Source organism: Mycobacterium pseudokansasii (assembly GCF_900566075.1).
In the GTDB taxonomy this organism is placed as follows: Bacteria; Actinomycetota; Actinomycetes; order Mycobacteriales; family Mycobacteriaceae; genus Mycobacterium; species Mycobacterium pseudokansasii.
The window spans coordinates 5,715,688-5,731,679 of the sequence record NZ_UPHU01000001.1; the positions used below are offsets into that span (position 1 = coordinate 5,715,688).

Consider the following 15,992-nt stretch of genomic DNA (forward strand, 5'->3'; position numbering starts at 1 on the left):
CTTCTACTATCTACGTACGTAGGTAGTATGTTGGTGGCTATCGGTCTCGAAGGACTCACCAATCCGACGAAGGAGTCGCCATGCCGCCCCGCCTATCCGCCATCCTCGGCGTGACTGCCGCCGCGATGGTCGTCGCCGCATGTGGCGCTTCCGGGGCACGCTCCGGTCCGGCTGGCGCATCCACCGCACCTGCGTCTTCATCGACCGCGGTCGCCGGCCACACCGCGCAGCCGCCGGAGCAACTTGGGTTCACCGTCAAAACCATAGGCGGACAGATGTTTTCGGGCGCTAGCCTGGCGGGCAGACCGACCGCGTTCTGGTTCTGGACGCCCTGGTGTCCAAGGTGCCAGCATGAAGCACCAATCGCGGGAAAGGTCGCAGCGGCGAACCCACAAGTAACGTTCGTCGGCGTGGCCGCGCTCGATCAGGTATCTGCGATGCAGGCGTTCGTCGACAAATACCAACTGAGCGGCTTCACCCAACTCGCCGATACCGACGGAGCGGTCTGGTCCAAGTTCGGCGTAACCCAGCAACCGGCGTGGGCTTTCGTCGGCGCCGACGGTGACGTCGACGTGGTCAAAGGCTCGTTGACGCAGTCCGAATTGACCGAGCGGGTCCACGGGTTGACCGGGCGATGATCGATACAACGGCCCTGAGCTTTGCCCTGGGAGCGGGATTGGTGGCCGCCCTCAATCCGTGCGGTTTTGCCTTTCTGCCAGGCTATTTGAGCTTGGTGATCGCCGGCAGTCAGGGTGCCTCGCGGCCGGCGGCATTGCTCCGTGCCGGCGCGGCCACCGCCGGGATGTCCGCGGGATTCCTGACGGTCTTCGGCGTTTTCGGCCTGCTGATCGCACCCGTGGTCGCGTCGGCCCAAAAGTACCTGCCGTTCGCCACCGTGATCATCGGGGCGCTGCTGGTCGCGTTGGCGGTCTGGTTGTTGGCGGGCAAGGACATCAGCATCATCGTTCCCAATCGCGGGGGCGGTACACCGACAGGGCGGCTGGGCTCCATGTACGGCTATGGCGTGGGGTATGCGATTGCTTCGCTGTCGTGCACGGTTGCACCGTTTCTCGCGGTGATCAGTACGACGTTCAAGCAGGGCGCGATGCTTTCCGGCGTACTGGCGTTCGTGGCGTACGCGGTCGGCATGGCCATCACGGTGGGAGTAGCGGCGCTAGCGGTTGCGCTGGCCGGCTCCTCGGCAGCGGCGACGTTTCGGCGCATCCTGCCTTTCGTCGGCCGGATCGTCGGCGCGGTCGTGCTGTTGACCGGTCTGTATGTGACGTACTACGGCTACTACGAAATCCGGCTGTATTTCACCGGCGCAGAAACCGACGACCCGGTAATACAGGCCGCTAACACCGTGCAGGACTGGTTAATTCATCTGGTCGACGGGCTGAGCCCGTGGTCGTTGGTAGCCGCTTCGGCGGCGCTGGTCGCCGTGGGAGTGGGCCGGCACGCCGTGGCTCGGCGGCGTGCCGTGGTCAGAGGTGACACGCCATCCCGACCGCCAGCGGCGTGATCACCGCGACACCAACTGATGTACCAACCATCACCCGGTCATGCCACCGCGTACGGCGAGAAACCGGGCTGGCCAGTCGCATGGCACGGGCCAGCGTCGCGGTGCCCGCCGCGCCCAGCGTCGCCCGCACCGCCGCCGGCGGCCCCGCGGTCAGAGCCAAGAGCGCACGCAGTAACGCCGTAGTCCCGTGCCGTCGCACCGCAACATCGTCAGCGCACATCTCGAGTAAATCTGCCACCCGTTCTGCTGCCGCGGCGAACAGTGTCATTCGCGGCAGGCTCGCAGCGATCGCACGCAGCACCATGAGCAGGTCCTGATGCCGACCCGCCAGGTGAGCGTACTCATGCGCCAGCACGGCGGCCAGCTGCGGCCCATCGAGCTGGCCGAGGGCGGCCGTGGTGACCACCACGACAGAGTCCGGCCCCCCGGTTGCGCAGTAAGCAACCGGCTGCGGAGCCGGGATCACCACCACGCCCGGCCAGTCGGTGGGGCCACCGACCGCGCGGGCCGCCGAGGCGTGCAGACGGCTGCGTGATCGTTGCCGTCGCAACTGACGAGCGACGCGCCAGCAGACGACGGCGGTGGCCAGCAGGCCCGCCAGCAACAGCGAGACAGCAAGGGCCGAGGCCATCGCGCGCGGCAATCCCAATCGACCGGTTAGGCCTAAGGCGTTGATGCACGACGTCAGTGCCTGGTGACGCCACATGCTGTCCCACACCACGGTGCACAGAACGGTCAGCGCAGCAAGCCACGCAGCTATCACTGCCCCCACCGCTGCGAGCCAGCCCGCCACGGCCAGCTGCGGGCGCACACCAGTGCCGCTGACACGACGCAGCGGCAGCGGCCCGAGCCAGGTCAATCCCGCCGCATACACGAGTAACACCAAGGCGACGTTCACGATTCATCCCGATCGCCGATGATCCGGCGCAGCGCCTCGCGGACTCGTGCCGATTCGCCGTCGTCCAGCTGCTGGAGAAAGAACGTCAGCACCAAGTCCGAATCTCCCCCGGCATCAAAGGCATCACGCATCAGTGTGGCCGAATGTTCCTCGCGGGTCATGCTCGGCCAATAGCGAAAGGCCTTCCCCGTCCGTTCCCGCTGCAGCCAGCCTTTGCGGTGCAAGTTGTCCATGGTGGACATGACCGTCGTATAAGCGATTTGGCGGTCGCGCACCAGGTTGTTGAAGACGTCGCGGACGGTGACGGCCGCACCATGGTTCCACACGCGGTCCATGATGACCGCCTCGAGCTCGCCGAAGCGCCGCGGCTGCACAGACCTGCTCTCCCACGTTCCGCTTATCGTTCCGTCGTCACCCTAGTCACGCACCGCAAGTCGCGCACCGCAGCTCCCCGCGACATGTGCAAAAACCGCTCGGCAGGGCGCTACGCCGACCCTATGCGCAGTTTCGGCAACGATTGCCGCCGAACAGTATGCCCGTGAGTTCATATTCGCTACGCTTGACTCGCGACTCTCACGGCATGGAGGTAGAACGCCAAGACATGGCTGAAGACCCGGGGCTGCCGGCTCGGCACCCGCACAGAGCGGGATCGCTGCGGAGTTAGCCTCCGCCGGATTCGAGGACGCGCGCCAGGTGGCTCGCGGCGGCGCCGGTGTGGTCTACTGGAAACCGCGCACCGGGCCGGCACGTTGCGCCGCGACATCAAGCCGGCAAATGTGCTGGTCAACGATTACGGCGAGCCGCAGTTACCACGATCACCGAGATCCTGGCCGGCTACTACCAACCCGATCCGGACGGGAAACGCCCACCGGAGAGCCTCTACGGCAGCCTGAAGATGTGGGCGCACCTGCAACGACAAGGCATCCCCGTGGCGCGGCGCACGGTGGAACGGATTATGCGGCAAAACGGTCGGCGCGGCGTCATGCGTGCTCGCCGCCCACCGCGCACCACTGAGCACGATCCGGGAGCGGCCCGCGCAGCTGACCTGGTGGGCCGGCGCTGGCGGGTTGCCGCACCCAACCAGCTGGAGGTCGGCATAAGACTTCACCTACGTCGCGCTGGACACCGGCGGGTTCGGCTACACCGCGTTCGTCGTCGACGCCTACGCCGGATTGATTGCTGGCTGGGAATGTTCGATGGTCAAAGACACTGGCTTCGTTGAGCGTGCCCTGCGCCACGCGGTGGCCTTCCGCTGCCGTCAGGGCCATCCGTTCGACGACACGATTCATCATCGCGATGCCGGAAGTCAATACACCGCAATACATTCCGCCTCGGCCTGGTCCGACACGAGTGTTGCGGTAATGTAGTCGACGTCGGACATAATCTGCTCGGCGTCCTGGAGAGTTTTGCTCTTCTCCGAATACTTTTCTGCCGCGGTGCCAACCCAGTTGTCGCTCAAAACGGCCGACGCTTGCGTTTCAATGGCCTCGCGGAACGTCGAGGAACTGGTGTCGAATACTTCTCCGGTGACCGGGGTCCCAACACGACACCAAGCGTGGCATACAAGGTCTCGATAATACTTATCGTGGAATTGAGGATGATAAGCGCACCCATGCTATTTCCTCACACGCCTTGATCCAACGGGGTGATCCCACCGGGACAGCATGGCGGCGGGGGTGACGTCGCAGCCGCCTGCACGGACTGCTTACGCGGCGAGAACTTCTTGGGCCTTCGGGCCGGGCCGCCGTTGGCCCCTGACTGCGATGGACGCATGCGGCAACGCTCCGTAACACTGTAGACACGCCCGCTTACAATCGCGCAGCCGGGACGGCGGACGGCAATCGAACGGCGGCGGGAGTCACCTCGGTGTCCAACCGGTTTGGCGCCGCAACGCCAATGGCCGTGGTGACCCCGATCCGACACCGAGGCTACAGTTACCCCGCGCACTAGTCAAGTCAGGTTGACATAGTGATCCTGGGCAGCGGTGCCGGCCCATTGGCAATAGTTGCCCCGGGCGCACTCCCAGACCGAAGCTCCACCGGGGGGAACTTCGGCTTAGAGCCAGGTGTCCTGGGTGGTGGCGGTGAGGAACGCTTCGAGGTCGTCTCGCCACTGCGCCGGCGTCGTCTTGTCCGGCTCGATGCCGGTGTAGTCGCCGCGGTAGAACAGCAGTGGTCGCGGTTTGATCTTCGGGACTTCCGACAGCGAGTTGACCGCGCCGAACACGACGAAGTGATCCCCGCCGTCATGTACCGAGGCAACGGTGCAGTCGATGTACGCCAACGACCCGTCGATGATCGGTGACCCGAGTTCGGAGAGATGCCAATCGATCCCGGCGAACTTGTCGGGCTCCTTAGAACCGAATCTCGCCGACACGTGCTTCTGCTTCTCGGTCAGCACGTTGACGCAGAACCGGCCGCTGGCCTCGATGGCCTGCCAGGACCGCGACACCTTGGTCGGACAGAACAACACCAGCGGCGGCTCCAAAGACAGGGCCGCAAACGACTGGCAGGCGAAGCCGACCGGCACGTCGTCGTGCACGGTGGTGATGATGGTGATCCCGGTGCAGAACTGACCCAGCACGTTGCGGAACGTGCGTGGATCAATCGGCGCGGACATGGCTAGCCTCGGGATCAGCCGGTGACCCCGACCGTGAAGTCATGCCCCCACAAACTCACCGCGGTGCTCTCCCGGGCGATCCACTCGTCGTCATCGACTTGCCTTCCCTCGCAACCGAACTCGACGTCGAAACCGCCGGGGGTCTTCATATAGAAGGACAGCATCAGGTCGTTGACGTGCCGGCCCAGCGTCGCCGACATGGGCACCTTACGGCGCAGCGCCCGATCCAGGCACAGGCCCACGTCGTCGGAGTTCTCCACCTCGACCATCAGGTGCACGATCCCAGACGGCGTCGGCAACGGAAGGAAGGCCAACGAATGGTGGCGCGGATTGCAGCCGAAGAAACGCAGCCAAGCCGGCGGCCCGTCGGCCGCCCGGCCGACCACCTGCGGAGGAAGCCGCATCGAGTCACGCAGCTTGAAGCCGAGCACGTCCCGGTAGAAGTGCAGCGCCTCCGCGTCGTCACGAGTGGTCAGCACCACGTGGCCCAAACCCTGCTCGCCGGTGACGAACTTGTGCCCGTATGGGCTGACGACCCGGCGGTGCTCCAGCGCGGCGCCGTGGAAGACGGCCAGCGGGTTGCCCGACGGGTCGGAGAACAGGATCATCTCGTCCACGCGCCGATCCGCCAGTTGGGCGGCGGTCGCTTCCTTGTACGGCGTGCCCTCCACGTCGAGCCGATTGCGGATCTCCTGCAGCCCTTCGGCATTCGCGCATTCCCAGCCGGCCTCCGCCAGCCGGTCCCGCTCACCGGGCACGATCACCAGCCGGGCGGGAAAGTCGTCCATCCGCAGATACAGCGCCTCCTCGACGCTGCCCTTGCCTTCGACCATGCCAAGCACCTTCAGGCCATACTCGCGCCAAGCGGCCATGTCGGTGGCCTCGATGCGGAGATAGCCCAGCGACCGGATGCTCATCTGGTACCTCCCAAGAAATCGATCGTCAGCTTGTTGAACTCGTCGAACTTCTCGACCTGAGCCCAGTGTCCACACTGTCCGAACACGTGCAACTGGGCGCGCGGGATGGTCTTGAGGGCGACCAGCGCACCGTCGAGTGGGTTCACCCGGTCCTCGCGGCCCCAGATCAGCAACACCGGCTGGCGCAGCCGGTACACCTCACGCCACATCATGCCCAGCTCGAAGTCGGCCCCGGAGAACGACTTTCCCATCGCCCGCGTAGCAGCCAACGACTCCGGCGTGCTGGCCAGCTCGAAACGCTGGTCCACCAACTCCGGCGTGATCAGCTTCTGGTCGTAGACCATGACCCGCAGGAACGCCTCGAGGTTCTCCCGGGTGGGTTCGACAGAGAACTTCCCCAGCCGCTTCACGCCCTCGGTCGGGTCGGGCGCGAACAGGTTGATGCTCAGCCCGCCGGGTCCCATGAGGATCAGACGTCCGGCCCGGTCGGGGTAGTCGAGCGCGAACCGCACCGCGGTGCCGCCACCCAGCGAATTACCCACCAGCGGAACGCGACCCAGCCCAAGCTGGTCGAAAAGTCCCTTGAGCGCGGTCGCGGCGTAGCGGTTGAACTGGCCGTGCTCGGCCCGCTTGCCAGAGTGGCCGTATCCGGGCTGATCGACAGCCAGCACGTGAAAGTGCTTGGCCAGCACCGCGATATTGCGGGCGAAGTTCGTCCAGCTGGACGCACCGGGCCCGCCTCCGTGCAGCAGCACCACCGTCTGGTCGTTGCCGACACCGGCCTCGTGGTAGTGCAGCTTCAGCGGTCCGTCCACGTCGACTTCGGCGAAGCGCGACGTTGATTCGAAGGTGATCTCCTCGGTCGGCGCTGTCACAATTCGCTGCTTCTCTCCCCCGCAAGCGGCTGGGGGTATCTCCCACTTGTGGGGGCGTGCCCCCACGTCGCTTGGCTTTGCATCGTCGCCGTCATCAGACCATGGTGTCGCCGGGCGGTAACCCGAACTCGTGGTTCCCGAAGATCACATACGCCCGCTCCGGGTCGTTGGCCGCATGCACCCGCCCGGCGTGCGCGTCGCGCCAAAAGCGTTGAATCGGAGCCTCGTTGGACAATGCGGTGGCGCCGGACGCCTCGAACAGCCGGTCGATCGAGGCGATCGAGCGCCCGGTGGCACGCACCTGGTCACGGCGGGCCCGGGCCCGCAGCTCGAACGGAATCTCCTTGCCGGCGGACAGCAATGCGAACTCGTCGCCGACGTTGCCGATCAGCTGGCGCCATGCGGCGTCGATGTCGCTGGCCGCCTCCGCAATGCGGACCTTGGCGAACGGGTCATCCTTGGCCTTCTCCCCGGCGAATGCGGCCCGCACCCGCTTGCCCTGGTGCTCCACGTGCGCGGCGTAGGCCCCGTAGGCCATGCCCACGATAGGCGCCGATATTGTCGTGGGATGCATTGTGCCCCAAGGCATTTTGTAGACCGGCGCGGTGTTGGTCTGCAGTCCGCCGGCGGTGTGGTCGTTCATCGCCCTGTAGGACAGGAACCGGTGCCGCGGCACGAAAACGTCCTTGACCACCAGGGTGTTGCTGCCGGTGCCCTTCAGGCCGACCACGTACCACACGTCGTTGATGTCGTATTCGGTGCGTGGGATCAAGAAGCTGCCGAAATCGACCGGCCGGCCGTCCTTGATGACCGGGCCGCCAACGAACGTCCAGGTGGCATGGTCGCAGCCTGACGACCAGTTCCAGGACCCGTTGACCAGGTAACCGCCGTCGACCACCACACCGGCGCCCATCGGGGCATACGACGACGAGATCCGCACACTAGAGTCTTCGCCCCAGACCTCTTCCTGCGCCCGTTGGTCGAACTGCGCCAGATGCCAGTTGTGCACGCCGATGATCGAACTCACCCAGCCGGTGGAACCGCACGCGCTGGCCAGGCGGCGGGTGGCCTCGAAGAACAACGTGGGATCGCATTGCAGCCCGCCCCACTGCTGGGGTTGCAAGAGGGTGAAAAAGCCAATTTCCTCCAGCGCCGTGACGGTCTCGTCGGGCAACCGGCGCAGATCTTCGGTCGCCTGAGCGCGCTCCCGGATCTGCGGCAGCAGATCATCGATGGCAGCCAATACCGCCTGCGCATCACGCTGTTGAATGGACGTCACTTACGTTTGCCTCCTGGGAGTGCGGCCTGTTCGACGACCGGATTGGACGACCGAATGAACTTAGAGCAAGACTAGAACACGTTCCGATTTGTGTCGAGCAGGGTATTCCTGCGGCTGGTAGCGGCGCGAATCCAGTTTTCTATAACATGTTCTAGTTAAGACACAGAGAGGCAGGGTGTTGACCGAGGCAGTCCCTGACGAACCGCTCGGCAGCCACGTCCTGGAACTGCAGATCGCCGAGGTCGTCGCCGAAACCGACGAGGCACGCTCGCTGGTGTTCGCGGTGCCCGACGGGCCGGACGATCCGCAGATCCCGGCGGAGCGACTGCGCTACGCACCCGGCCAGTTCCTCACCCTGCGCGTGCCCAGCGACCGTACCGGCGCGGTGGCCCGCTGCTACTCATTGTGCAGCTCGCCATTCACCGATCACGCGCTCACCGTCACGGTCAAGCGGACCGCGGACGGGTACGCGTCGAACTGGCTGTGCGACCACGCGCACCCGGGCATGCGGATTCACGTGCTGGCGCCGTCGGGCAACTTCGTGCCCAAGACGCTCGATGACGACTTCCTGCTGCTGGCCGCAGGCAGCGGGATCACGCCGATCATGTCGATCTGCAAGTCGGCGCTGGCGCAAGGCGGCGGACAGGTGACACTGGTCTACGCCAACCGCGACGACCGTTCGGTGATCTTCGGAGACGCGTTGCGCGAGCTGGCGGCCAAGTATCCGGACCGGCTCGCGGTGGTGCACTGGCTCGAGTCGCTGCAAGGGCTGCCAAGTGCCACCGCGCTGGCGAACCTGGCCGCCCCCTACACCGCGCGGCAGGTCTTCATCTGTGGACCGGGCCCGTTCATGGACGCCGCGCGCGAGGCCCTGCAAACGCTGAAAGTTCCTGCCCCACAGGTGCATATCGAAGTGTTTAAGTCGCTGGATTCCGATCCGTTCGCAGCGGTGAAACTAGCGGTTGCCGGCGGCGACGACACTGCGCCGCCGGCAACCGCGGTGGTGGAACTCGACGGTGAAACCCACACGGTGTCCTGGCCGCGCAACGCCAAGCTGCTCGACGTGCTGCTGGCCGCCGGCCTGGACGCGCCGTTCTCCTGCCGCGAGGGCCACTGCGGCGCCTGCGCCTGCACATTGCGCGGCGGCAAGGTCAGCATGGAAGTCAACGACGTGCTGGAGCAGCAAGACCTCGACGACGGGCTGATTTTGGCCTGTCAATCTCATCCGGAATCTGATTCGGTAGAAGTGACCTACGACGAATAGTCGCGGGGCTAGGTTTCATCCGGGCGGAAGGATGCGAGATGAAGCGGCTGGTATCGGGTGCTCCGATGGTCGCGGTGATCGCCGGGCTGCTGCTGGCCGTCGCGCCCGCCCCGTATTCGCCAGCGGCCAGCAACACCGCCACCACCCTGTTCCCGATCGACGATGCGACTCAGCTCGAGACGCATACCTTCGTCAATTGCCACCCGAACGGCAGCTGTGATTTTGTCGCCGGCGCCGACTTGCGCACACCCGACGGCGTCACCGGGTTCCCGTCCGATCTGTGGGCCCGCCAAACCACCGAGATCCGGCCGACGAACCGGCTGACCTACCTCGATGCCCACGCCACCGGCCAGTTCGAGCGGGTGATGAAGGCGGGCGGCTCCGACGTGATCACCACCGTGTACTTCGGTGACGGCCCGCCAGACAAGTATCAGACGACCGGCGTCATCGACTCGACCAGCTGGTCGACCGGCCAGCCGAGTACCAACGCGGGCGTCATCGTGTGCACGCACATCCAGGTGGTCTACTCCGGAGTCAACCTCACCTCGCCCAGCACCTGCGCGCAGACGAACTTTTCGTAGCGCTGTTGCCGGCCGCCAACACGCATCAAGAGCGGGTTTTCATCCTGCGCTGAGGCACGGAAGACGTAGCTGTACTCCTTGTACCTCCAGGCTCCGGACGTTCGTGTACGCACACACCGGCCCGGTGTGCTTGTGCCGCTGCACCTCGTAGCCCGCCCGGAAGACGTTTTCCACGATCCAGAGGCCCTCGGCCTCCCTCACCTGGATCACCTTCCGCCGGGAGGCATCGCCGATGTCGACGAAGGGCAGCTCGTCGGCGCCGATATGAACGGCCTTGGGGAGTTCAATGGTCGTCACCTGACGAACCTTTCTGGTCGTGCGCCCGGTATGTATTGAGACGAAAGATGGCTTGCGGCAGGTATTTTCATTGCCCCTGACCTAGCGAGTAGGCCGGCTGGCCGTCGAACCGGTACAAACCCTCGGTCTTGATGACGTCGAATCCGTCGCGATACAGCCGGTGCAGCAGCTGCAGGATGTGACTGGGCGCTGCCGTTCCAGGGCAGGGAGCCTGAAAACGAGCCCGCCAGTGGTCGGTACAGAAGGTCTCCGGGAACCCGGCGGGCCACACCTTGACACCGCGGTTGGTGATCATCTGCAGCTGCAACCAGCCGCCCGCGGCCGAACAGTGCAAGGCGGCGGCCAGGTTATCGGGCCGCGTTTGCGGGGCATCCAGGAACACGTCGACACCGTCGAGCGTCTTCTTGGCGCGCGTGACCGGGCGCGGTGCCGCAATCTGCTGGCGCGGAAGGACCGGGTAGTCCACTGCGGCCAGCCGCCGCGGGCGGTGGCCCAGGTGTGCGATCACCGCTTTGGCGAAGTCACGGGTGCCCAACGGCGTCCGTCCGGGAGCGATGATGTCATAGGTGGCCGCACCCGCCTCGAGTGCCACAAGCCAGGCGTTGTGCACCCGGGCGGCCACGTGGCCCTGGCCGATGTGCACCAACATCATCACCGCACCGAGCAACAGGCCGGAGGGATTGGCCACGTCCTGACCGGCTCGACGCGGCGCCGACCCGTGAATGGCCTCGAACATGGCAACGTTGTCGCCGATATTGGCCGATCCCGCCATGCCCACCGAACCGGCAATCTGGGCCGCGACATCGGAAAGGATGTCGCCGTAGACATTAGGCACCACCAGGACGTCGAAATTTTCCGGAGTGTCGGTCAGCTTCGCGGCGCCGATGTCGACAATCCAGTGCTCCGAGGCGATTTCGGGGTAGTCGGCGGCGACTTCGTCGAACACCTGGTGAAACAGCCCGTCGGTCATCTTCATGATGTTGTCTTTGGTCAGACAGGTGACCTTGGATCTGCCGTGCCGGCGGGCGTATTCGAAGGCGTAGCGGCAAATCCGCTCACAACCTGGCCGGCTGATGAGCTTGAGGCATTGGGTTACCTCGTCGGTCTGACGGTGCTCGATGCCGGCGTAGAGGTCTTCTTCGTTCTCCCGCACGATCACCACGTCCATTCCGGGATGGCGGGTTGGCACGAACGGCGCATACGCCACGCAGGGACGTACGTTGGCATAAAGGCCCAAGGTCTTGCGGACCGTCACGTTGAGTGACTTGAACCCGCTGCCCTGAGGCGTGGTGATCGGTGCCTTCAGGAAAACCTTTGTCCGGCGCAGTGATTCCCACGCTTGCGGATCGATTCCGGAGGTGTGGCCACGGCGGTACACCGCTTCCCCGATCTGCACCTCCTCGATGTCCAATTGGGCCCCGGCACCCGCCAGGATGTCCAGTGTCGCCCGCATGATCTCGGGCCCGATGCCGTCTCCGTGGGCCACCGTGACAGGTACCGCAGTCGGTGTGGTGGGCACGATGTCGCGACCTGAATCGTCGGGTACGCGGCGTCCGGTAGTCATGGTGAAGGGCCCTCGCTCGACAGTTAGTAGGAAACGAATAACACGTATTGAATCACACGTAACATACTTCGTGAATGCGGGGTTGGCAAGGGTCCGTTCGGCCGCACACGCCGGTGGCGCGGCGCCCCTAGTAATTGAGTTGACCTCAACTTATGCTGGGGACATGCCCAGCACAACGACATCGCGGTCATCCACCACGCAGCGCGCGTTGCTCGAGGCCGCGGTCGCGGAATGGGCGGAAACTGGTGAGCTGGAGGTTGCTGCCGTCGCGCGGAGGGCCGGAGTCAGCACCGGACTGCCCTACCGGTATTTCCGCACCCGCTCCGGGTTGCTGATCGCGCTGGTCGAGGACTTCTACCGCCGCCTGGGCGAGGCGGCAACGCTGCGCAACTACGACGCGCCGACGTGGGCGGACCGTGAGCGGCAGCGTATCCGCGACTGGCTGGAGTTTCTCTACGACGAGCCGCTGGCGCCGCTGGTACTGGGCGGGCCGTTGGGCGACGGGTCCGTGGTGGCCGAAAATACGCGTTTAGTAGGGCAATTGGCTGATGTCGCGGCGCGCAACATCATGCACGCTCAGCGTCTCGGTGAGCTTCCGGCTGATCGAGACCCACAGATGCTGGCAGTAGCCACGTTGTCAGGTGTCCATGCGATGAGCATCCTGGCGCTCAGCCGCAAACCTCGCCCGCCCGCCGCCGAGGTTTGCGAACAAGTGTGGCTGTTCGTGGCCGGCGCTGTCGGCCTTGCCGCCGAAAGGAATACCAAACATGAGTGTTAAGAGCGACATTACAACGCTCGACGACTTGACCGGTGATCTGGCCGGCCGCTACCCCTGGACTCCGAGCGCGGGCGCATCGATTGCTGGCGACGTGGTCGAAGCCGACCTCGCAGCTCTGGCCCGAGACGGCTACGTCATCTGGGAAAACCTGTTGAGTGACAACGAATGTCAGCAAATCCGGGAAGCGGTGGCCCCCATGCTCAGCCACAATGGGCGCAATTCCTTCGAGGGCCACCGCACGCAGCGGCTGTATAGCGTGCTGACCAAGACCCGGGTATGCGACCGGTTGGTCGATCATCCACGGGCCTTGGCCGTTCTCGACCGGCTGCTGATGCCCAATTACCTGCTCTCCGCAATACAGGTCATCAACATCCGGCCGGGCGAATCCAGCCAACTGTTGCACTTCGACGATGCTTTTTACCCGATCCCCCGACCGCGGCCTGCACTGGGCGCGGCCACGATCTGGGCCATCGACGATTTCACCGCCGACAACGGCGCCACCGTGGTGATTCCCGCAAGCCATCGCTGGGGTGGCCGGCAGCCGACTCCCGACGACACACCCAGGTCCGTGATCATGCCCGCCGGCTCGTGCATTTTCTTCCTGGGCACCCTGTGGCATGGCGGCGGCGCCAACACCAGCGAGGCATCCCGCCTGGCAGTCACCGCACAATACTGCCAACCCTGGCTGCGGCCGCTCGAAGCGTTCAGCCTGTCGGTGTCGACCGACATCGTCAAAGTGGTGTCTGCGGACATTCAGCGCATGCTCGGCTACAGCATCCACCCGCCGTTCGTCGGGGCGGTCGATGGCCAGCATCCGCTTCGGCTGCTCGAGTGATGCAGCAACCCCGAACGCCGAAATTGCCGCCATGGCTTGGAGATTCGAGGACAGTTGACGGTTCGACAGCCATGGCGGCAATCTGGGCGGGTTGCTGCGTACGGGCAGCTACGCCGGTGGCATCAAGACGGTGTCGATCAGGTACACCGTCGCGTTCGCGGTGGGTACCCCGCCGCAGACCACTCCCGCGTTGTTGACGCTCAGGCTGTTGCCCTGGCCGGTCACGTTCACGTTGGCTCCCTGCAGCGTCTTGTGCGGGCCGACCACCTTGGCCGGACTCAGCTGGCCCTGCACCACGTGGTAGGTCAGGATGCGGCTCAACAGGTTTGAATCGGTCTTGAGCTGGTCGACGGTCGATGCCGGCAGCTTGCCGAAGGCGGCATCGGTCGGCGCGAACACGGTGTACTGACCGTTGTTGAGCGTGTCGACCAGGTTCACCTGTGGGTTGAGCCGGCCGGACACCGCCGAGGTCAAGGTGGTGAGCATCGGGTTGTTGGAGGCCGCCACCGCCACCGGTACCTGCGACATTCCCTCTACCGATGCCGGGCCGGTGGGGTTGGCGGCCGCGTAATCCGCGCACCCCGGACCCACCAGATCGGCCGCCGCCGCGGTCGGCGAGGCGGCCACGGCCAGACCCACGACTGCCGCTGCCACCAAACCTGTTGCTGCAATTGAACTTTTCATCGCTTATCGGCTCCTTCGGTGATTGTCGATGGCGGTATGCCATCTGTTCATGCCGGACATTGGTGATTCGGAGCTGTGGCGGTCTTGGATTGCCGATGATCGAAATCAGCCGTAGGTGAAGGAGTACACCTGCAGCCCTTTTCCGGGCCGCACCTCCAACGCGCCGCTCTCGACGCGGTCGCCGGCGACAATCTGGTGCGACGTCGGGGGCCCGCTGATCGGCATCGTGGTGGTCTGGCCATGTCGGGTCACCGCGAGGGTTCCGGTTCCGCCGACCACGACGTAGACGTTCTTGGCGTGGTAGTTGAGTTTGATGCTGGACTGATCGCTTTCGGCCGTCGCCCCCTGGTAGTCCAGCGACCACGGCCCGTGCAGTGCGAAGCTGTCGGCGGCCAGGTTTGGCGGGTAGTCGAATGTCGCCGAGCCTTCGTCGTACTGACCACCGCCGCCGTAGTTGACCACCTTGCCGACCCCGAAGTAGGTCTCGGGAGTGGTTTGCTGTTGCGGCGTGAGGTCGGTCGCGTCCACTGGCGCCGGGAGTGTGACCCCGGGATGCGCGGTGGCGAGCAATTGCCTGATCAGGTTTTCGGTGACGTTGTAGTCGCCTTCGCCGAACTTGATGTGTCGCACCGTGCCGGTGGCGTCGATCAGATACTCCGCGGGCCAGTATCGGTTGCGGTAGTTGGTCCACGTGGAGTAGCTGTTGTCCAGCGCGATGGGGTATGTGATGCCCAGATCGGCGGCGCCCTTGGCCACGTTGCCGGGGACCTTCTCGAAGGCGTACTCCGGTGTGTGAACCCCGATGACCTCGATCCCCTTGTCTTTATAGGCGTTGTACCAGCCGACGACGTGTGGGATGGCCCGTTGGCAGTTGATGCACGAGTAGGCCCAGAAGTCGACCAGGACCACTTTGCCGCGCAGCGACCTCAGGTCGAGGGGTTGGCCGCCGGGCGTATTCAGCCAGCCCACGATTCCCTTGAGATCTGGTGCGCTGCCGCAGTTTTCGAGTTGCGTGGCGCCGTTGGTGCAATTCGACAACTGCGCGTTCTGGTCGTTGACGATGCCGCCGAGGTTGAGCTTTTCCCGGATCTGCTGATCGCTGCCGAGCCTGTCCTGCAACGAGCTGGTGTAGTCGGGAATGGCGCGCTGCAGTATCGCGGGCAGGTTGAACACCAGCGCCACCGCGAGCAGGATCGTCACAATCCCAGCGGCGACCCGGATTTCACGCTGGCGACGACGAAAAGCGCTGACCCGCTCGGCTACCCGCTGGCCTGCCAGCGCGAAGAACAGCAGCGGCAGCGCCGCGCCGGCCGCGAATGCCAGCGTGAGAACGACTGTGCCAACTCCGATTTGAGCCGTGGCCCCGGCCACTACAATCGCGGCCAGCACGGGTCCCGCACAGGGAACGTAGAGCACGCCCAACGCCAGACCCAGACCGAAGCCGTTGCGGCGGTTGCCGACCTGCCGTTGCGGGATCCTCGAGAACGGCCGTTCCAGCAGCTGCTCGAACGCGGGAAACATCAAGCCCAACCCGATCGCGGCCAGGGCCACCAACGCGACCCAGCGAATCGCGTCCTGCGGCAGATGCAGCAGCGACAGTAATGCCGACCCGGTCAAAGTGACCACGCTGAAGCTGAAGACGAGGCCGCCGATCACCCGGTAGGGTCGCAGGGTCTCCGAAAGCCCGCGCCGCGATTTCGTCGTCACGGCGACGTCGCCGCCAGACTCGTTGCGCAAGGCCAACTCTGGTCCGCTGCGCTGCGCGCCCGCGAAAAAGATCACCGGCAGCACCGGCAGAATGCACGGCGAGATGCCGGTGATGAGGCCCCCGACAAAGCCAATCAGCGCAAGTGTCAACATGCTTGGTATTCGGTGCCGA

General features: G+C 65.0%; 16 protein-coding genes and 2 pseudogenes. 7 read left to right on the forward strand and 11 right to left on the reverse strand.

What is annotated here, in order from left to right; genetic code table 11:
* The first annotated feature begins 80 nt into the window (after nucleotides 1-80).
* The gene (locus tag EET10_RS25820; protein ID WP_122502603.1) at nucleotides 81-638 is read left to right on the forward strand and encodes a redoxin domain-containing protein; all 558 of its coding nucleotides are present in this window, start codon (nucleotides 81-83) and stop codon (nucleotides 636-638) included.
* Nucleotides 635-1,522 carry a cytochrome c biogenesis CcdA family protein gene (locus EET10_RS25825; RefSeq protein WP_122502604.1) on the forward strand — a complete coding sequence of 296 codons (888 nt, stop codon included), beginning with the start codon at nucleotides 635-637 and terminating at the stop codon, nucleotides 1,520-1,522. Before EET10_RS25820 ends, EET10_RS25825 begins: the two co-directional genes overlap by 4 nt.
* Here the strand turns inward: EET10_RS25825 and EET10_RS25830 are convergent.
* Nucleotides 1,485-2,420: a M56 family metallopeptidase gene (locus tag EET10_RS25830; protein ID WP_122502605.1), complete on the reverse strand. Its 936-nt coding sequence runs from the start codon at nucleotides 2,418-2,420 to the stop codon at nucleotides 1,485-1,487. The two genes, EET10_RS25825 and EET10_RS25830, sit on opposite strands and share 38 nt — an antisense overlap.
* Entirely contained in the window at nucleotides 2,417-2,794 is a 378-nt protein-coding gene (locus EET10_RS25835) for a BlaI/MecI/CopY family transcriptional regulator (protein WP_063467896.1), read from the reverse strand. The genes EET10_RS25830 and EET10_RS25835 overlap by 4 nt, the downstream gene beginning before the upstream one ends.
* 365 nt (nucleotides 2,795-3,159) lie before the next feature.
* Here EET10_RS25835 and EET10_RS25840 point away from each other — a divergent pair.
* Nucleotides 3,160-3,745: pseudogene (locus EET10_RS25840) on the forward strand (IS3 family transposase); the annotation flags it as partial.
* Here the strand turns inward: EET10_RS25840 and EET10_RS32525 are convergent.
* From EET10_RS32525 to hsaA, 5 genes and pseudogenes are all read right to left on the reverse strand, one after another.
* Nucleotides 3,727-3,951 (reverse strand): annotated as a pseudogene (locus EET10_RS32525) (EspA/EspE family type VII secretion system effector); the annotation flags it as partial. The pseudogenes EET10_RS25840 and EET10_RS32525 overlap by 19 nt on opposite strands.
* Before the next feature lie 524 nt (nucleotides 3,952-4,475).
* On the reverse strand, nucleotides 4,476-5,039 hold the full coding sequence (gene hsaB, locus EET10_RS25845) for a 3-hydroxy-9,10-secoandrosta-1,3,5(10)-triene-9,17-dione monooxygenase reductase subunit (RefSeq protein ID WP_063467898.1): 564 nt from the start codon (nucleotides 5,037-5,039) through the stop codon (nucleotides 4,476-4,478).
* Between the two features lie 14 nt (nucleotides 5,040-5,053).
* Complete coding sequence (gene hsaC / locus EET10_RS25850; protein WP_063467899.1) at nucleotides 5,054-5,956, reverse strand: iron-dependent extradiol dioxygenase HsaC; 903 nt, start codon at nucleotides 5,954-5,956, stop codon at nucleotides 5,054-5,056.
* Complete coding sequence (gene hsaD / locus EET10_RS25855; protein WP_063467900.1) at nucleotides 5,953-6,831, reverse strand: 4,5:9,10-diseco-3-hydroxy-5,9,17-trioxoandrosta-1(10),2-diene-4-oate hydrolase; 879 nt, start codon at nucleotides 6,829-6,831, stop codon at nucleotides 5,953-5,955. Before hsaD ends, hsaC begins: the two co-directional genes overlap by 4 nt.
* A 94-nt stretch (nucleotides 6,832-6,925) precedes the next feature.
* Entirely contained in the window at nucleotides 6,926-8,110 is a 1,185-nt protein-coding gene (gene hsaA, locus EET10_RS25860; protein ID WP_063467901.1) for a 3-hydroxy-9,10-secoandrosta-1,3,5(10)-triene-9,17-dione monooxygenase oxygenase subunit, read from the reverse strand.
* Nucleotides 8,111-8,288: 178 nt separating this feature from the next.
* Between hsaA and EET10_RS25865 the strand changes: the two genes are divergently transcribed.
* Complete coding sequence (locus EET10_RS25865; protein ID WP_063467921.1) at nucleotides 8,289-9,374, forward strand: ferredoxin--NADP reductase; 1,086 nt, start codon at nucleotides 8,289-8,291, stop codon at nucleotides 9,372-9,374.
* 65 nt (nucleotides 9,375-9,439) lie between these two features.
* The gene (locus EET10_RS25870; protein ID WP_425293789.1) at nucleotides 9,440-9,955 is read left to right on the forward strand and encodes a hypothetical protein; all 516 of its coding nucleotides are present in this window, start codon (nucleotides 9,440-9,442) and stop codon (nucleotides 9,953-9,955) included.
* Nucleotides 9,956-9,994: 39 nt separating this feature from the next.
* On the opposite strand, the gene EET10_RS25875 is transcribed toward EET10_RS25870, so the two are convergent.
* Nucleotides 9,995-10,252, reverse strand: a complete 258-nt coding sequence (locus tag EET10_RS25875) for a cupin domain-containing protein (protein ID WP_063467903.1) — start codon at nucleotides 10,250-10,252, stop codon at nucleotides 9,995-9,997.
* 67 nt (nucleotides 10,253-10,319) lie between these two features.
* Nucleotides 10,320-11,816 carry an NADP-dependent isocitrate dehydrogenase gene (locus EET10_RS25880; RefSeq protein ID WP_081260709.1) on the reverse strand — a complete coding sequence of 499 codons (1,497 nt, stop codon included), beginning with the start codon at nucleotides 11,814-11,816 and terminating at the stop codon, nucleotides 10,320-10,322.
* 163 nt (nucleotides 11,817-11,979) lie between these two features.
* Here EET10_RS25880 and EET10_RS25885 point away from each other — a divergent pair, with 163 nt between their 5' ends.
* Both EET10_RS25885 and EET10_RS25890 read left to right on the forward strand, forming a co-directional pair.
* Nucleotides 11,980-12,594 carry a TetR/AcrR family transcriptional regulator gene (locus EET10_RS25885; RefSeq protein WP_063467904.1) on the forward strand — a complete coding sequence of 205 codons (615 nt, stop codon included), beginning with the start codon at nucleotides 11,980-11,982 and terminating at the stop codon, nucleotides 12,592-12,594.
* Entirely contained in the window at nucleotides 12,584-13,429 is an 846-nt protein-coding gene (locus tag EET10_RS25890; protein ID WP_063467905.1) for a phytanoyl-CoA dioxygenase family protein, read from the forward strand. The genes EET10_RS25885 and EET10_RS25890 overlap by 11 nt, the downstream gene beginning before the upstream one ends.
* 108 nt (nucleotides 13,430-13,537) lie before the next feature.
* On the opposite strand, the gene EET10_RS25895 is transcribed toward EET10_RS25890, so the two are convergent.
* Nucleotides 13,538-14,113 carry a fasciclin domain-containing protein gene (locus EET10_RS25895; protein WP_099187770.1) on the reverse strand — a complete coding sequence of 192 codons (576 nt, stop codon included), beginning with the start codon at nucleotides 14,111-14,113 and terminating at the stop codon, nucleotides 13,538-13,540.
* 105 nt (nucleotides 14,114-14,218) lie between these two features.
* The gene (locus EET10_RS25900; RefSeq protein WP_122502606.1) at nucleotides 14,219-15,973 is read right to left on the reverse strand and encodes a cytochrome c biogenesis protein DipZ; all 1,755 of its coding nucleotides are present in this window, start codon (nucleotides 15,971-15,973) and stop codon (nucleotides 14,219-14,221) included.
* Nucleotides 15,974-15,992: the final 19 nt, after the last annotated feature.